At 61.2% G+C, this 16,319-nt stretch carries 11 protein-coding genes; 6 read left to right on the top strand and 5 right to left on the bottom strand.

Features of this window, described 5'->3' with window-relative positions:
• Nucleotides 1–341: 341 nt before the first annotated feature.
• Complete coding sequence (locus BFQ00_RS22360) at nucleotides 342–839, top strand: C40 family peptidase (RefSeq protein ID WP_065934904.1); 498 nt, start codon at nucleotides 342–344, stop codon at nucleotides 837–839.
• 5 nt (nucleotides 840–844) lie between these two features.
• Here the strand turns inward: BFQ00_RS22360 and BFQ00_RS22355 are convergent, their stop codons facing one another.
• Both BFQ00_RS22355 and BFQ00_RS22350 read right to left on the bottom strand, forming a co-directional pair.
• On the bottom strand, nucleotides 845–1,477 hold the full coding sequence (locus BFQ00_RS22355) for a TetR family transcriptional regulator (protein ID WP_065934789.1): 633 nt from the start codon (nucleotides 1,475–1,477) through the stop codon (nucleotides 845–847).
• 150 nt (nucleotides 1,478–1,627) lie between these two features.
• Nucleotides 1,628–1,999, bottom strand: coding sequence for a hypothetical protein (locus BFQ00_RS22350; protein WP_065934788.1), 372 nt, complete (start codon nucleotides 1,997–1,999; stop codon nucleotides 1,628–1,630).
• A gap of 358 nt (nucleotides 2,000–2,357) precedes the next feature.
• Here BFQ00_RS22350 and BFQ00_RS22345 point away from each other — a divergent pair, with 358 nt between their 5' ends.
• Complete coding sequence (locus BFQ00_RS22345) at nucleotides 2,358–4,424, top strand: AsmA family protein (protein WP_065934787.1); 2,067 nt, start codon at nucleotides 2,358–2,360, stop codon at nucleotides 4,422–4,424.
• 131 nt (nucleotides 4,425–4,555) lie between these two features.
• Here BFQ00_RS22345 and BFQ00_RS22340 read toward each other — a convergent pair whose 3' ends face one another.
• Together BFQ00_RS22340 and BFQ00_RS22335 are read right to left on the bottom strand one after the other, a co-directional pair.
• Complete coding sequence (locus BFQ00_RS22340; RefSeq protein ID WP_065883376.1) at nucleotides 4,556–5,086, bottom strand: ferritin-like domain-containing protein; 531 nt, start codon at nucleotides 5,084–5,086, stop codon at nucleotides 4,556–4,558.
• 97 nt (nucleotides 5,087–5,183) lie between these two features.
• Complete coding sequence (locus BFQ00_RS22335) at nucleotides 5,184–6,074, bottom strand: DMT family transporter (RefSeq protein WP_065894545.1); 891 nt, start codon at nucleotides 6,072–6,074, stop codon at nucleotides 5,184–5,186.
• Between the two features lie 138 nt (nucleotides 6,075–6,212).
• Between BFQ00_RS22335 and BFQ00_RS22330 the strand changes: the two genes are divergently transcribed.
• Nucleotides 6,213–6,512 carry a PsiF family protein gene (locus BFQ00_RS22330; protein ID WP_065883380.1) on the top strand — a complete coding sequence of 100 codons (300 nt, stop codon included), beginning with the start codon at nucleotides 6,213–6,215 and terminating at the stop codon, nucleotides 6,510–6,512.
• A 177-nt stretch (nucleotides 6,513–6,689) separates the two neighbouring features.
• The gene (locus tag BFQ00_RS22325; protein WP_065883382.1) at nucleotides 6,690–7,703 is read left to right on the top strand and encodes an AI-2E family transporter; all 1,014 of its coding nucleotides are present in this window, start codon (nucleotides 6,690–6,692) and stop codon (nucleotides 7,701–7,703) included.
• A gap of 124 nt (nucleotides 7,704–7,827) precedes the next feature.
• Here the strand turns inward: BFQ00_RS22325 and BFQ00_RS22320 are convergent, their stop codons facing one another.
• Nucleotides 7,828–9,096 carry an Hsp70 family protein gene (locus tag BFQ00_RS22320; RefSeq protein ID WP_065883383.1) on the bottom strand — a complete coding sequence of 423 codons (1,269 nt, stop codon included), beginning with the start codon at nucleotides 9,094–9,096 and terminating at the stop codon, nucleotides 7,828–7,830.
• A gap of 238 nt (nucleotides 9,097–9,334) precedes the next feature.
• Here BFQ00_RS22320 and BFQ00_RS22315 point away from each other — a divergent pair, with 238 nt between their 5' ends.
• Both BFQ00_RS22315 and BFQ00_RS22310 read left to right on the top strand, forming a co-directional pair.
• Nucleotides 9,335–10,273: a DnaJ C-terminal domain-containing protein gene (locus BFQ00_RS22315; RefSeq protein ID WP_065896745.1), complete on the top strand. Its 939-nt coding sequence runs from the start codon at nucleotides 9,335–9,337 to the stop codon at nucleotides 10,271–10,273.
• 79 nt (nucleotides 10,274–10,352) lie between these two features.
• Nucleotides 10,353–16,304, top strand: a complete 5,952-nt coding sequence (locus tag BFQ00_RS22310) for an NEL-type E3 ubiquitin ligase domain-containing protein (protein WP_065934786.1) — start codon at nucleotides 10,353–10,355, stop codon at nucleotides 16,302–16,304.
• Nucleotides 16,305–16,319: the final 15 nt, after the last annotated feature.

Below are 16,319 nucleotides of genomic sequence, written 5' to 3'. Positions count from 1 at the left end.
TTCCAGCTATTAACGATAAAGGGGCTATAAAGGTGGTAGAGCAAGGGCCTTGCCAACCCGGCTGGCGCGTAGGAAATCCCTGTCAGCAGGGCGCGAGCGCTACACGGCAGGGCATTCGTACAGGGCGAGCGTGTTGCAATTTGGTGCGTTTGAGCGGCGCTCGGCACCAGGAGGGGGCATTTTGCGTGGAGTAAGCCGATGAATTGCATGAAATGTCTTTCATACAATTCTTCATCTGCCTTTAAGGAATAATCCTACAAGAGCCAGAGAATTGGCCTTCGTGAGCTTACGTGGTGGTTCTTTAAGATTCGCGCCGTGTTTAATCCGCCGCGATGTTCATCATGTTCAAGTCACTTATCTGTTCCGTCATTGTCAGTCTGTCTTGTCTTATTTCCTCAGCCTCGGCCACTCTTCAACAGCCGCCGACGTTTGTTTCCGCCCATGCACCGTCTTCGGTCGAAAATGTGATCGACCGCGCCCATCAACTGCTCGGTACACCCTACAAGTGGGGCGGTACCTCCACTGAGCAAGGGTTCGATTGCAGCAGTTTCCTGGTCTATCTGTTCAAGACCCAAGCCAATATCCAGCTGCCGCGCACCACGGCTGCGATGCACCGTTCAACGGCCGCGACCATCAAGCGCACGGCGTTGAAGCCGGGCGACGCGGTCTTTTTCAAAGGCAATGGGCAGGGGCGGGTCAGTCACGTCGGGCTGTATATCGGCGACGGCAAATTTATCCATTCACCGCGTACCGGCAAGAACGTGCGTATCGATTCGTTGAGCAATAGCTACTGGAACAGGAACTACACCACCGCCAAGCGCTTTCACAAGGCCGGCTGATCGTATTACTCGGTACTGCCCAGGCCTTGCCAATGCTTGAGGCCGATAAAGATAAAGCGCAATTGCTGGGTGATCTTCGCCTGGGGCGTGAGGTGGGCAGGCAAGGCCTGGACGGGAGGGTCGATGATGTCGGGCAGGGTGGCAAATACACTTTTGACGATCAGGTCGGCCATCACGTGCAAGCCGTCGGCATCCAGGTGCTGCAGCTTGGGCATCAGCGTAAGGTCGGCCGCCAGGTCGCGGGTGATGTCTTCGCGCAGCGCGCCGATGGCTTGGCGCACGGCCAGGCAACCGCCGTATTGTTCGCGGGCCAGAAACAGGAATTGGGAACGGTTGGCCGAGACCACATCGAGAAAGATCCGCACGGACGCATCGATGATCCCGCCCATGACGAATTCGTTGTGGCGCACCAGGCGAATCGTGGCGCGGAATGTCTGGCCGACTTCACTGACCAACGCGAGCCCAAGCTGGTCCATGTCGGCAAAATGGCGATAGAAGCCGGTGGGCACGATGCCCGCTGTCTTGGCCACTTCGCGCAGGCTCAGGCTGCCAAACCCACGGCCACACTCCATCAGATGGCGGGCAGCGTCCATCAAGGCGAGGCGAGTCTGTTGCTTCTGTTCGGCGCGGGGCAGCATGAGCGGATGGGCTTTGTCGGCGAGTACAACGACGCACTCTAGCAAAAGCGCTTTGCCGGCGTCGAACTTGACGGGGGCAGACGTGACGCGGTCTATAGAAAAGCAAAAGCCCGATCGGTAGATCGGGCTTTTTTCTGGGCCACCACGGGCTTAGCTCTGTGCTTGATGCAGTTCTTGCAGACGGTCGGCACCGCCTTCAGCGATACCCTGGGTGTAGGCACGGTCATTGGCTTGTTCAGCGCCGCCTTCTACCAGACCTTTTTCCTGCAGGCGGTCGTTGCCACCTTCAGTCAGGCCTTCGGTGTAGGCACGTTTGTTGGCCTGCTCCGAACCGTTTTCAGCGACAGCGCCTTTGGCGTAGTCACGGTTCTCATCTTCCTGCGAACCGCTGCGGGCCAGGGTCTGGCTCGACTGCACGGCCTGGGACTGGTTCTGTGGGGTGGCCTGTTCGGCGGCTGGCAGGGCAAAGGCACTGGAAGCCAGGACGGATAACAGGAGGGTAGCAAGTACTTGGCGTTTCATGATGGTTGCTCCTCGGGAGGGCGATAAAGTGGGTACAGGGCTAATGCTACTCTTGATAAGTCGATATAAAAGTTCATAAACACAATGGTAATAATCAACAGAATTGATTGTTCTCGCGGGAGGCTCTAGCTCGCGCCTCTCAAGCACGCGGTTTTGCACCGTAGTGGGTATTTTCGACACGCACCTGGGTAACAATGGTGCGTGGTTGCTGAGCGGAAACGGTCTGATCGATCAGGAAAATCGCTTTTTTCGGCTAAATCGGCCGTTGCGTTAAACCCCCGGGCACTTTGCCAGTCGTAGTCCTATAAGCTGTTTCAAAGGCTGTTGCCCAGCCAGTCGTAATCAGGAGTTTTGTGCAATGACGCGCACTCGAAAAATCGTCGCCTGGTGCTGCGCCAGCTTCGTTCTGTTAATCGCCATCGCGGTATTGGTCCTGGTGTTTTTTGACTGGAACCGCATCAAGCCGCCCCTTAACGCCAAGGTCTCCGAAGAGTTGCACCGCCCGTTCGCCATCAACGGCAACCTGGCGGTGGTGTGGCAGCGTGAGCCCGACGAGGGCGGCTGGCGGGCCTGGGTGCCCTGGCCCCACGTGATTGCCGAAGACCTGAGCCTGGGCAATCCCGATTGGTCCAAGCAACCGCAGATGGTCACGCTCAAGAAGGTCGAATTGCGTATTTCACCCTTGGCGTTGCTGGCACAACGCGTGGTGATCCCGCGTATTGACCTCACCGAGCCGAGCGCCGACCTGCAGCGTCTGGCCGACGGACGCGCCAACTGGACCTTCAAGTTCGACCCCAAGGACCCCGACGCCGAACCTTCCAACTGGGTGGTAGATATCGGCGCCATCGGTTTCGACAAAGGCCACGTCACCCTCGACGACCAGACCCTCAAGACCCGGCTCGATGTGATCATCGACCCGCTGGGCAAGCCGATCCCCTTCGGTGCAATCGTCGGCGACGCGGATGCCAAAAAAGCCCTGGAAAAAGGCTCGACCCCCCAGGACTACGCGTTCGGCCTCAAGGTCAAAGGCCAGTATCACGGCCAGGCGCTCGCCGGCACCGGCAAGATCGGCGGCCTGCTCGCCCTGCAGGACGCGGCCAAGCCGTTCCCGCTGCAGGCCCAGGTCAAGATCGGCGACACCAGCATCGCCCTGGCCGGCACCCTGACCGACCCGCTGAATCTCGGCGCCCTGGACCTGCGCCTGAAGCTCGCCGGTGCCAGCCTGGGCAACCTCTACCCGCTGACCGGCGTGACGTTGCCCGATTCGCCGGCCTATTCAACCGACGGTCATCTGATCGCCAAGCTGCATGAAGCCAGCGGTGCGTCCTTTCGCTATGAAAACTTCAACGGCAAGATCGGCAACAGCGATATCCACGGCGACCTGGCCTACGTGGCCAGCCAGCCACGGCCCAAGCTCAGCGGCGCGCTGGTGTCCAATCAACTGCTGATGGACGACCTGGCGCCCTTGATCGGCGCCGACTCCAACGCCAAGCAGAAAGCCCGCGGCGGTGAAAGCAAGCAACCGGCAACCAAGGTGCTGCCGGTTGAAGAGTTCCGCACCGAGCGCTGGCGCGACATGGATGCCGACGTGGAATTCACCGGCAAACGCATCGTGCACAGCGCCGAGCTGCCGTTCACCGACCTTTATACGCACCTTGTGCTCAACGACGGTGAGCTGAGCCTTGAACCCCTGCGCTTCGGCGTGGCCGGCGGCAAGCTCGATGCGCAGATCCGCTTGAACGGCCGCACCACGCCAATGGAAGGCCGGGCGAAGCTCACGGCGCGTAACTTCAAGCTCAAGCAGTTGTTCCCAAGCTTTGAGCCGATGAAAACCAGCTTCGGCGAACTCAACGGCGACGCCGATATTGCCGGGCGCGGCAACTCTGTGGCAGCGCTGCTGGGCACCTCCAACGGTGACCTGAAGATGCTGATCAACGACGGTGCGATCAGCCGTGGCCTGATGGAAATCGCCGGCCTCAACGTGGGCAATTACGTGGTGGGGCGCCTGTTTGGCGACAAGGAAGTGAAGATCAACTGCGCTGCGGCGGACTTCGGTATCAAGACCGGCCTGGCGACCACCCGCTTGTTTGTATTCGATACCGAGAACGCGATCATCTACGTCGATGGCACGGCGAATATGGCGACCGAGCAGTTGGACCTGACCATCACGCCGGAGTCCAAGGGCTTCCGCCTGTTCTCCCTGCGCTCGCCGTTATATGTGAACGGGCCGTTCATCAAGCCCAATGCCGGCGTCAAGGCCATCCCCCTGGCACTGCGTGGCGCGGGCATGGTCGCCCTGGGTGTGATCGCAGGTCCTGCGGCCGGGTTGCTCGCCTTGGTCGCGCCAAGCGGCGGCGAGCCGAATGCGTGTGCACCGTTGCTGCAACAGATGAGAGAAGGCAAGGCGCCCAAGACCGTGAAGTAACTGACTGCCCCTGAAACCAAATGTGGGAGGGGGCTTGCCCCCGATAGCGGTATATCAGCCAATCAATCTTTGACTGAAACACCGCTATCGGGAGCAAGCCCCCTCCCACATGGGTAGTGCTGTGCGGCTGATTACAGGCCTTCCAGAATATCCGCCATGTCGTCGGCGTGTTCTTCTTCCTGGGCCAGGATGTCTTCGAAGATGCGACGGGTGGTCGGGTCTTTATCACCGATGTACTGAATGATTTCACGGTAGCTGTCTACCGCGATCCGCTCGGCCACCAGGTCTTCGTAGACCATTTCTTTCAGCGAGTTGCCCGCCACGTATTGCGCGTGGGAGTTCTTCGACAGCAGGTCGGGGTTGAATTCCGGCTCGCCGCCCAGTTGCACGATGCGCTCGGCAAGTTTGTCGGCGTGTTCGGCTTCCTGGGTGGCGTGCTCCAGGAATTCATCGGCGGCAACGCTGGCTTTCAGGCCGCTGGCCATGAAGTAGTGACGCTTGTAGCGCAATACGCAGACCAGTTCGGTGGCCAGCGATGCGTTGAGCAGGCGGATAATTTCTTCGCGGTCGGCGTCATAGCCTTCGGTCACGGCACCGTTTTCGACGTTCTGGCGGGCGCGGCTGCGCAGGGTCGCAACGTCAGTCAAGTGTGCTTCAGTCATCTCAATCTCCTGGGGCTAATCCGGTTTTACGCCACGCTCTGCCGGCGTGATCGCTCCCAGTTGTGAGTCGCGAGAGAGGCGAAAAGTTTTATCGGATTTAACAGGATGTGTCACGACGAGGTCTGACCGGCGTGGTCCAGCGCTCCGACAGGACGACCCCACCCAAGGTCAGCAACCCTCCCACCAGGTGATAAAGCGCCAGCGCTTCCTTCAGCACCACCGCCGCGATCAAGGCAGTAATCAGTGGAAGCAGGTTGAAAAACAACGTGGTACGGCTTGGCCCAAGGGTCTTGACCGAGTGCATCCACGCCAGCGGCGCCAGCATCGAAGCCAGCAGGCACGCATACAGCACCAGCGGGATATTCGCCCAGCCCAGGCCCGCCTTGGCCGAGAACAGGAACAGCGGAAACAGCACCACCACCGCCACCAGCACTTGCAGGTACAACAGCACCAACGGCGGCAGGCGCAGTTGCCATTTTTTCAGCAAGGTGCTGTAGACCGCGTAGGCCAGGGTGGCGACCAGCATCATGGCGTCACCGAGGTTGATCCCGTGTTGCAGCAACGCGCCCAGGCTGCCGGATGACACCACCACCACAACCCCCGCGAACGACAGCACCGCGCCGGTCAGCGCGCCGAAGGTCAGGCGCTGGCCGAGGCTGATAATGGCGGCGGTCAGGGCCATCAGCGGCATCAGCGAGAGGATGATGCCCATGTTGGTGGCACTGGTCAGCGTGGCGGCGTAATAGGCCAGGCTTTGATACACGGCCATGCCCAGCACGCCGAGCATGAAAATCTTGCCCAGGTTCGGGCGGATCAGCGGCCAGTTGGCGATCACCGGCTTGAACATGAACGGAGTGAACAGCAGCGCCGCGAACAGCCAGCGATAAAAGCCGATTTCAGCCGGGAAAATCGAACCCACCGCCAGTTTGTTGACCACGGTGTTGCCGGCCCAGATAAGGATGGCCAGCAGGGGATACGCGTATTGCATCGAAAGCAAACCCAATGTGTTGAAGAGGTGGAAGCGATACCGTCGGACGACTATTCGCCGCCGGTGAAGTTGTAACAGGTTTTGACTACACTGCGTTGTAGGCCGTGCCCTTCGGTACGGTAACAGGGAGAAAACTCCATGAAGATGCTGCGTATTCCGCTGTTGATGATGGGCCTGCTGCTGTGTTCCCAGGGTTTTGCCGCCACCGCCCAGCAAAACAAAATGACCACCTGTAACGCCGAGGCCACCACCAAGACCCTCAAGGGCGATGAGCGCAAGGCTTTCATGAAGACCTGCCTGTCGGCCCCGGCGGCCAATGATGCCAAGACCCTGACCCCGCAGCAGCAAAAGATGAAAGACTGCAATGCGTCGGCGAAAACCCAAGCGTTGACCGGCGATGCGCGTAAAACATTCATGAGCACCTGCCTGAAGAAGTAATAGCCCCAGGCCATAGAAGGCTGCGACACTCGCACGCAGTCCCTTTGTAGGCGCGAGCTTGCTCGCGAAAAACGTGAACGATCAAACGGGCACCCTGACTAAACGCGGTGCCCTTTCGTTTTTCGCGAGCAAGCTCGCTCCTACAACATCCTTTAACGCCGTTCGTTTTGAGGCTGTATGCCAACGTTTTCTCAGCGTCATGTGTTGTTGCTGGCCAGCTACATCATCATTTTCGGCGGACTGCTGCTGGTGCTGCCGCTCAAATTGCTGCCCAGCCTGCTGGCCGGCCTGTTGGTCTATGAATTGGTCAACATGCTCACCCCCCAACTGCAACGGCTGATCGAAGGGCGGCGTGCGCGCTGGCTGGCGGTGGCCCTGCTCGGCACTTTGATCGTCAGCGTACTCGCGCTGATCTTCGCCGGCGCCATCAGCTTTCTGCTCCATGAGGCGGAAAACCCCGGCGCTTCGCTCGACAAATTCATGGGCGTGGTCGACCGCGCGCGCGGCCAGTTGCCGCCGTTTTTGGACGCCTACCTGCCCGCCAGCGCCGCCGAGTTTCGCGTGGCCATCGGCCAATGGCTGAGCAAGCACCTGAGCGAACTGCAACTGGTCGGCAAGGACGCCGCGCACATGTTCGTCACCTTGCTGATCGGCATGGTGCTGGGCGCGATCATCGCCCTGCAACGCGTGCCTGACCTGACCAAGCGCAAACCCCTGGCTGCGGCGTTGTTCGACCGCCTGCACCTGCTGGTCCAGGCGTTTCGCAATATCGTCTTCGCCCAGATCAAGATCGCCGCGCTCAATACCGCCTTCACCGCCGTGTTCCTCGCCGTGGTCCTGCCGCTGTGCGGCATCCACCTGCCGCTGACCAAAACCCTGATCGTACTGACCTTCCTGCTCGGCCTGCTGCCGGTGATCGGCAACCTGATGTCCAACACACTGATCACCATAGTCGCGTTGTCGTTGTCGATCTGGGTGGCGGTGGCGGCGCTGGGGTACCTGATCGTGATCCACAAGGTCGAGTACTTTCTCAACGCGCGGATTGTCGGCGGGCAGATCAGTGCCAAGTCGTGGGAGTTGTTGTTGGCGATGCTGGTGTTTGAGGCGGCATTCGGCCTGCCGGGGGTGGTGGCGGGGCCGATTTACTATGCGTATCTCAAGAGTGAGTTGAAGCTCGGCGGGATGGTTTAAGCCTTGTGTTGCCTGGGCTGACGCTATCGGGGGCAAGCCCCCTCCCACATTTGAAAGTGTTCACACATCAAACTGTGGGAGGGGGCTTGCCCCCGATAGGCGCGCCGCAGTTTTGAGCTAAAACTCAACTGCCGTAACGCTTACTCGCCTCAATCGCCAAACCACTCCCAATACTGCCAAAGATATTGCCTTCCACGTGCCGCGCATTCGGCAGCATCGCCGCAATGCTGTGGCGCAGCGCCGGGATGCCGCTGGAGCCACCGGTAAAGAACACCGTGTCCACCTGGGCCACGCTCACCGAGGCGTCATTGAGCAACTGCGTGACACTGCCGCGCACGCGTTCGAGCAGGTTGTCGATGGATGACTCGAACAGCGCGCGGCTCAGGTCCACGCTCAGGCCCGCTTCGATACGGTCCAGTGGCACATGGCGGCTGTCGTCCTGGGTCAGCTGGATCTTGGTCTCTTCCACTTCCATGGCCAGCCAGTGCCCGGCGCGCTGTTCGATCAATTTGAACAGGCGGTCGATGCCGCCGGTGTCTTCGATGTCGTAGCGCATGCTGCCCAGGGCCAGCTGGGATTTTTGCGAGTACACCGAGTTGATGGTGTGCCAGGTGGCCAGGTTCATGTGGTGGCTGGTGGGCATGTAGGCGCCGCTTTTCATGCGGCTGCCATAGCCGAACAGCGGCATCATGCCGGCCAGCGAGAGCTGTTTGTCGAAGTCGGTGCCGCCGATGTGCACGCCGCCGGTGGCGAGGATGTCGCTCTGGCGGTTGTCGTTGTGGCGGCGATCCGGCGACAGGCGTACCAGGGAGAAGTCGGAGGTACCGCCGCCGATGTCGACAATCAGCACCAGCTCTTCTTTCTCGATGGTCGACTCGTAGTCGAACGCCGCCGCAATCGGTTCGTACTGGAACGAGATGTCCTTGAAACCGATCGCGCGCGCCACGTCGACCAGGGTGTTTTCCGCCTCCTGGTCGGCCATCGGGTCGTCATCGACGAAGAACACCGGGCGGCCCAGCACCACTTCTTCGAACTCACGACCGGCATTGGCTTCGGCGCGGCTCTTGAGCTGGCCGATAAACAGTGCCAGCAGGTCGGTGAACGGCATTGCGGTGCCGAGCACACTGGTGTCGTGCTTGATCAGCTTGGAACCCAGCAGGCTCTTGAGCGAGCGCATCAGGCGGCCTTCGTAGTTCTCCAGGTATTCGTGCAACGCCAACCGACCGTACACCGGACGACGCTCTTCAAAGTTGAAGAAGACCACCGACGGCAGGGTGATTTTGTCGTCCTCCAGCGCGATGAGCGTCTCCTCGCCGGGGCGTATCCAGCCGACGGTGGAGTTGGACGTGCCAAAGTCGATGCCGCAGGCACGGGCTGGAGATTCGTTTTTCATGTCTATCGGGTTCCGGTTGCAAAACGGCCGCGCAGTGTATGCCAGTCGACGCCGGATGCGTAGGCCGACCATCTGTTAAATGGTGCTTGAAAGCGCGACATTTGCCCCCACATCTGGTGCATACGGCATGTGCCGAATGACACTGCGACGCACCCCAGGCCGCAAGACTCAACACGTGCAAACCAGCGCACCTTGTGGCCAGGCTGTGCGATCTCGATTTAAGGATGGTGAACCGCCGATGGACTTCAAAGATTACTACAAGATTCTGGGGGTCGAGCCAAGCGCCGATGACAAGGAAATCAAGGCCGCCTATCGCAAGCTCGCCCGCAAGTACCACCCGGACGTGAGCAAGGAGAAGGACGCCGAAGCCAAGTTCAAGGACGCGTCCGAAGCCTATGAAGCGCTCAAGAGCGCCGACAAGCGCGCCGAGTACGACGAACTGCGCAAATATGGCCAGCATGGCCAGCCGTTCCAAGGCCCGCCCGGTTGGCAGAGCCGTGGCGGCTTTGGCGGCGGCGCCGGCACTGAAGACTTCTCGGACTTCTTCAGCTCGATCTTCGGCTCGCGGGGCGACGCGTTTGGCGGCGGCCAGCGTCGGCCTGCCGGGCGCAAGGGCCAGGACGTGGAGATGCAGCTGTCGATCTCCCTTGAGGAAACCCTGTCCACCGAATCCAAGCAGATCAGCTTCCAGGTGCCGCAATACGATGCGTCCGGTCGGCACGTCAGCAACACGGTCAAGAGCCTGAACGTGAAGATCCCCGCCGGCGTGGCCGACGGCGAGCGTATCCGCCTCAAGGGGCAGGGCGCGCCGGGCATTGGCGGTGGGGCCAATGGCGATCTGTACCTGATTATCAAGTTCGCCGCCCATGCCCGTTTCGAGGTGGATGGCGAAAACCTGATCATCAACTTGCCGCTGGCGCCGTGGGAATTGGCCCTGGGCGCTGAAGTGGCAGTGCCGACCCTGACCGGCAAGATCAACCTCAAGGTGCCCGCCGGTAGCCAGAATGGCCAGCGCATGCGCGCCAAGGGCCACGGTCTGTTGAACAAGGCCGGGCAGCGCGGTTATCTGTTCGTGCAGCTCAAGGCGGTGATGCCTAAAACCAGCGATGAAGAGGTCAAGGCGCTGTGGCAGGCGTTGGCGGAAAAAGCCGCATTCAACCCGCGCGAGCACTTCTGAACCGGTTAACTATGTAGGCTTTTCAACACGGGTCGTTCGATAGGCTGGGGGCTTTGCTCTCAACCAAGGACGACCCGCCATGCCGGATTCTCTGCCTCCTCCTTCCAGTGCCGAAGGGACCTTCAACGTCGACCTGCGCGGCGTTCACTACGACTTCCTCAAAGACCGCGTGCCCGCCTGGTTCAACCAATCGGCTGCGCAGCGCCAGCAAGAACTCGCTGACCACGAAATGGAGCTGCCCAGCTGGTACTTGAGTGCCACGGCGCAGTCCAGAAGCGAGCTGGCAGCCAGCCATATTCGTTACCGCGAAGCCTTGAACCGGGTCGAGAACACCCTGGGCACGATCAAGGATGTACTGGATTTCGCCGAGCAGCCGCTCAAAGACGCGATCAAGCAGCAGTTCAACCTGGATCTGGATGTGCGCCAGGTGTACTTGGTGCGCAAGTACGCGTTTAAAGGCCGCGATGACCTTTATGGTTTTCTGGTATTCGACCAGCAGAACGATGCGTCGCTGAGCTACGAGTACCGGGGTGTTTCCCTGCTCGAGGCGGCCTTGGCCAACTTCGAGGCCGACGAGGAACAACCGCTGCCGTGCAACGACTGCCAGCTCATTACCACGTGGAGTGGCTATGACGGAGAGGTGTTGTCCACCTTCCACGCCGTAAACGCCCAGGCGGTCAGCCTTGCGCCCCATGCGTTTGCCAGGCTCTGCCGCACCCTTGATCTGGGTGAGCAGTATCAGCAGCACCTCAAGGCGATTGTGCAGCCCGAGGACGGCGCCGAGCGTGACGCGCTGGAGAAGCAATTAGAAGAATATCACCGCCAGTCACTGGCCCTGGGCAGCGAAATCGCCCGGCGCCAATTCACCGGTAGCCTTACCAATGGCCGCACGGGATGGGGCACCAGCGACACGGCCTTCCAGATGCTCCAACAAGTGGTGGCCGACCCCGCCAGCGCCACGCTCGATGGCAAGCCGGTGACCTTTGCGGCGTTGCAGGTGTTCGGCTGTACGCTGGTGGGCCCTGTGCTGATTGGCCCGAACCGCTTGGACAGCGAGCGGGTCGAGCGTCTGGTGGTGTACATCCCCAACGACCCCCAGCAGCCCGTCAAGGAGTACGCCTCCAGCGCCGACTTTATGGTCGATCTACGCACGCGCTTGCACAGTGCGTCCTATCGGCGGTTTTTCAGCAGTTTTGTGCCACAGCGTGAGCAAGGGGTGTTTTTCAAGCAGTTCGACGCCCTGTACAAACCCGCCAACGGCGCGGCCACCGATTACCCGATCAAGCCGGGTGCCGCGCGGTTGTCGCTGGCGGAGATGGAGATCAGCGGCAATCTCTGGGAACAACTGCGCCGGGCCCAGGTGCGCAAGATCCTGTCCGACGGGCGGGCGGTGGCGGTGCCCACCGGCGATGAAGACCGCAAGGCGCGGCTTGAGCGCTTGTCGAGCTATCTGGATGCGGTCATCAGCGTGTACAACCTGGCGGCGTTCGTGGTGCCGGGGTTGGGGCCGATCATGCTGGCGGTGGGGGCCGCGCAAATGGCCAGCGAAGCCTTCGAGGGCATTGAAGCCTACGAGCAGGGCGACGTTAAATCGATGTGGGCGCATTTTTCCAGTGTGGCGCTCAATGCGGCGTTTATCGGCACCGGTTCCAAGGTCCTGCCGCAAGTGAAAGTGTCGAGCATGGTCGATAACCTCAGGCCCATCACCCAGCCCGATGGTCAGTCGCAACTATGGAACCCGGACATGGGGGCGTACAAAATCCCTGTGGACCTGGGCGCCGATGCCAAGCCGGATCGCCTCGGGCTTTACCAGCACAAGGGTGAGACGATCCTGCCCCATGAAGGCGACTATTACCGGGTCAAGCAGGATGCCCGCACCGGCGACTACCGCATCCAGCACCCGAGCCGCCCCGAGGCCTATGCGCCCCTGCTGGAGCATAACCATGCCGGTGCCTGGAGCCATGAAGTCGAAGAGCCGCTGACCTGGGACGCCCCCACCCTGATGCGGCGCCTGGGCCTCACCCGTGAGCCCCTCAGTGCCGAGCGCCTGGAGCACGCCCGGGACGCCAGCGGTGTCGGCGTGGACGCGTTGCGCGAGACCTTCGTCGAGCATCAGCCGGTGCCCGTGTTGCTCAACCAGAGCATCGAGCGTTTCAAGCTGCACCAGCAACTCACGACGTTCATCGAGCAATTGCGCAGCAGCGACCCGGCGATCTACGCCAAGGCCGACATCGCATTGCAAATGCACATTCTGCGACGGCGCGGCCTGCTGCCCCAGGAACCGCCCCTGCGGGTGCTCGACCGTCACGGCACGCTGTTGTGGGAAGACGATGCACGGCCATCGCTGGCCAAGCGCGTGGTGGTGCTCAGTGAGCAGCACATCGCCCGTGGCGAGCTGCTTGAAGAGGTGCTGAACACCCTGCAAGGCGTTGACCCCGCGCTCAAAGGCATTCCCGGCACTGGCGAGGATTCACTGCAGACCCGGGCCGGTCTGTTGCGCCAGGACATTGCCGGTGTGGTCGAGACCTTCAAGGGCGCGCTGCTCGAGGAGCGTTACAACGCCCTGAGCGCCGGTGATGATCCCGATGTGCGGCTCATCCGTGACAGCTATCCACACTTGCCCGAACCGGTGGCGGCGCAGTTACTCAAGCACCTCGATACGCCGGCACTGGAGGCACTGCGCGACACGGGGCGGCTGCCGCCGGAAAGCGCCGAACTGGCGCAGTGGTGCGAGCAGGAAACCCGTGTGGCCAAAGCCTATGAAGGGCTGCACCTGGACACAATGGCGCACATCGACAGCCAGCGCCTGGCCCTGCGCACCCTTGAAACCTTGCCGGGATGGCCACGGGGGACGCGGGTGGAGCTGCGTCGGTATTCGGCTGCCGGCCCGCTGCTCGACGCCATCGGCTCGCCGGACTGGCCCCACACCAGGGTGCTGGTGCAGATGGACAACGGCCTGTTCCAGGCACCGGCTCCACGGGATTTCTACGCGGGCGCCTGGGATACTTTGTCTGGTCCCGAGCGCCAGGGCCTGGGGTTCACCGATGCGCAGCAATTGAAGGCGGCGATTCAACACACTCCACTGCCGCGGGAGCCATTGCGTACGGTGCTGCTGGAGCACCCGGTGCGCAAGCCGGCTTACGACCCGGCCATGCGCCTGCTGGGTGGGGGGCGCGGCATTGTCCAACGGGTCACGGACCTGCTGCGCTCAGCCGAAAGCCGTGAACGGGAGCAGCGCAGAACGCAATACAATCGCCTGGATACAACGCTCAAGGAGTGGGTCAAGGTGCACGAGCAGCCCACGGCCAGTGCTCTGGCGCGTGTGCAGGACCCCGCAGTGAGTATCGCGAACAGCATCAGGCGGTGCTGGCGACGGGATAGCGGCGAATCGCTGCACTTGTCCGGAGCCGGGGTACTGGAGTTGCCAGCGTTGGAAGGGGATTTCAGCCATGTCCAGTCGCTGGAGTTGTCCAGGTTTCGCTGGTCTGACAGTGCCCACAGGTTCCTGAGCAACTTCAGCCAATTGCGCAGTTTGCGGATCAGGGACTGCGGGTTGACTGAACTGCCGGAAGTGGTGGGTGATATGAACACGCTCGTCTCGTTGGACCTGAGCGGACAGGGACGTAGTGCTGGGCGGATATACCGTGGGCGAGTCAGCAGCAATCAAATCCGACTGACCCGCCACAGCGCCGGAAAAATCAGTGCGATGGCTGATCTTGAGACACTGTCGCTGGCGAATAACCCGCTGAGAGTAATACCGGACTTCAGTGGCATGCCCCGGTTGAAAACCCTCAACCTCGCGCACACCGAAATGGATCAGTGGCCAACCGGCCTGAGCAGCCAGGCCAACCTTGAAATGGTGGATCTGAGCTTCAACCGACTGCGTGAAGTGCCGGAGCAGAACCTCAGGCCTGCACCCGACCAGCTTGACAGGGTCGCCAGGATCAACGGGGTGACCTTGCTGCGTGACAACGCATTCCCCGCAGAGTATTGGCGCGAGCTCGACAGCTATTGGAAACGCTTGAGCCAGACCCGCCCAGACCTCATCAAGGGCGCCCTATCCAATGCATTCGACACTGGTAATCCCGATGTCGAAAGATATCGGCGGATGTACCCAGGTAAAAGCAGCCAGCAAGCCAGGGAGTTCCTCTGGCGGTCAGGCGCTGACGCGGGTGCGGAGCTGACCAGGCTGGAGCAGGAGTTCGACGTGCTGCAAAACCAGTTGAGTGCTTGGGTCTTTTCGGGCGGCGGTGAGCGTCAGCGTTATGTGCGCATGGGCGAACGGCAGGCCAACACGGCCGCGATGACGGACAGGTACACCGCGCAGCAACGTATCCTCGAATGCTGGCGACGCGAGACCGCGCCGAAGTTGGCCAATGACGGCACGCCTATCGGCCTGGAGCTGGATTTGAGTGGCTTGAACCTGCCCAGCCTGCCGGATCTGGACGTGGACTTCAGCCACGTCGGCTCACTCAAATTGAACAACATGCACTTGAGCGCTTCACCCGAGGGGTTTCTCGCGCGCTATCGGCACCTGCGCTGGCTGGACATGTCGAATAACCAGCTGCGCGAGTTGCCCCCGGCACTGGGGGACATGCACGGCCTGACGCGTTTGATGCTGCAAAAAAACCAGATCCGTCTGACCGCGCAAACGGCGCGTATTCTGTCTGAACGCACCACCCTGCGCGCGCTGCTCATACATGACAACCCACTGGGTATCAGCCCGGACTTCAGCGGTATCACCGATCTGCGTACCCTCAGCCTGGCCAGAACCCAGATCGACACCTGGCCGGTCGGCTTGGCGGAACAACCGGCCCTGGACACCATCGACCTGCAAGACAACCAGATCACAAGCATTCCCGCCGCCGTGATTGCCCCCCCGGCTGAACGGTTGGAGCAGATGACTCGGATCAACCGCGTGACCCGCGTGACCGACAATCCGTTATCCGAAGAGACCCAGCAGCGGGTGCAGGATTATGCTGCCCGGCTGCGGCAGGCAAGGCCGTCCGGGGCGCAGGAAATCAATCTGTTGGTGGAGTCCGCCAGGCAGGTTCGCGGTGGCCGGGTGATCACGGCCGCGCAAGAAACGCCGTTCCTGCGCTGGACCTCCAACCTGTCCGCCGAGCAAATCGCCGCCAGACGGACCCAGTGGTTTGCATTGCGCGACCAGCCGGGTGCCGATGGTTTGTTCAACAGTGTGCTCGAGCGCCTCGATCTGTCTGGCGCTGACCGGGGGGAGCAGCAGCGTCGGGTCTGGGAAATGCTGGACGCGATCAGCGAAAACACCCCGCAATCGGACCGGTTGCGCCAGGAGCTGTTTGATCGGGCGGGTGAGCCGCGTTGCTGTGATCGTGCGGCGTTTACCTTCAGCAACCTGGAGGTGCAGGTGCTGGTCCACCGGGCTCGCGCACAGGCGCTCGGGGAGACGCCGGGGCGCGCCTTGTCGCAGTTGTCCAGAGGCCTGTTCCGTCTGCATGAGGTCGATAAAATCGCTTCGGCGGATATCCAGCGCAGTGAAGCCATCGTTAACGATCCGGCGGTGTCCCTGGCCGAAAAACAGCCCCACAGAAGCCGACTGAATGAGGAAGTGGAAATCCGCCTGGCTTATCGCCACGGCCTCAAGGACCGTCTGAAATTGCCCGCGCAACCCGCCCATGTCAGGTTTATCGGCCTGGTGGGTGTCACTGCGCCAATGCTCGATGTGGCCTATGAGAAGGTCGTCGCGCTGAACAACTCGGCGCAGGAGTTTCAGGCGCTGCTGGCCCGGGAGTTCTGGCAGGACTATCTGGCCCACAAATACCGGCCGCAGTTCGAAGCACAGAGCCTGCCGCATCAGGAAGAGCTGGTCACGCTGACTGATCGTTTCAACGCGGGGGACCTTACCGAAGGCGTGTACAAGCAAAAGGCCAACGATGAGCAGGCCAGGCTGGCGGTCAAGGAAGCGGCGTTGATCGAGACCTTGAGCCGTCAGGAATTGGCGGAGCATCCCTTGGACGGTGAATCGTCCGAGGAGGAAGCGACTGACCTGTAGCGGCCAGGAGGTCCT

It is taken from the genome of Pseudomonas sp. 28 E 9 (assembly GCF_900004785.1).
GTDB lineage: Bacteria > Pseudomonadota > Gammaproteobacteria > Pseudomonadales > Pseudomonadaceae > Aquipseudomonas > Aquipseudomonas orientalis_A.
This window is presented reverse-complemented; position numbering and strand designations above follow the sequence as displayed.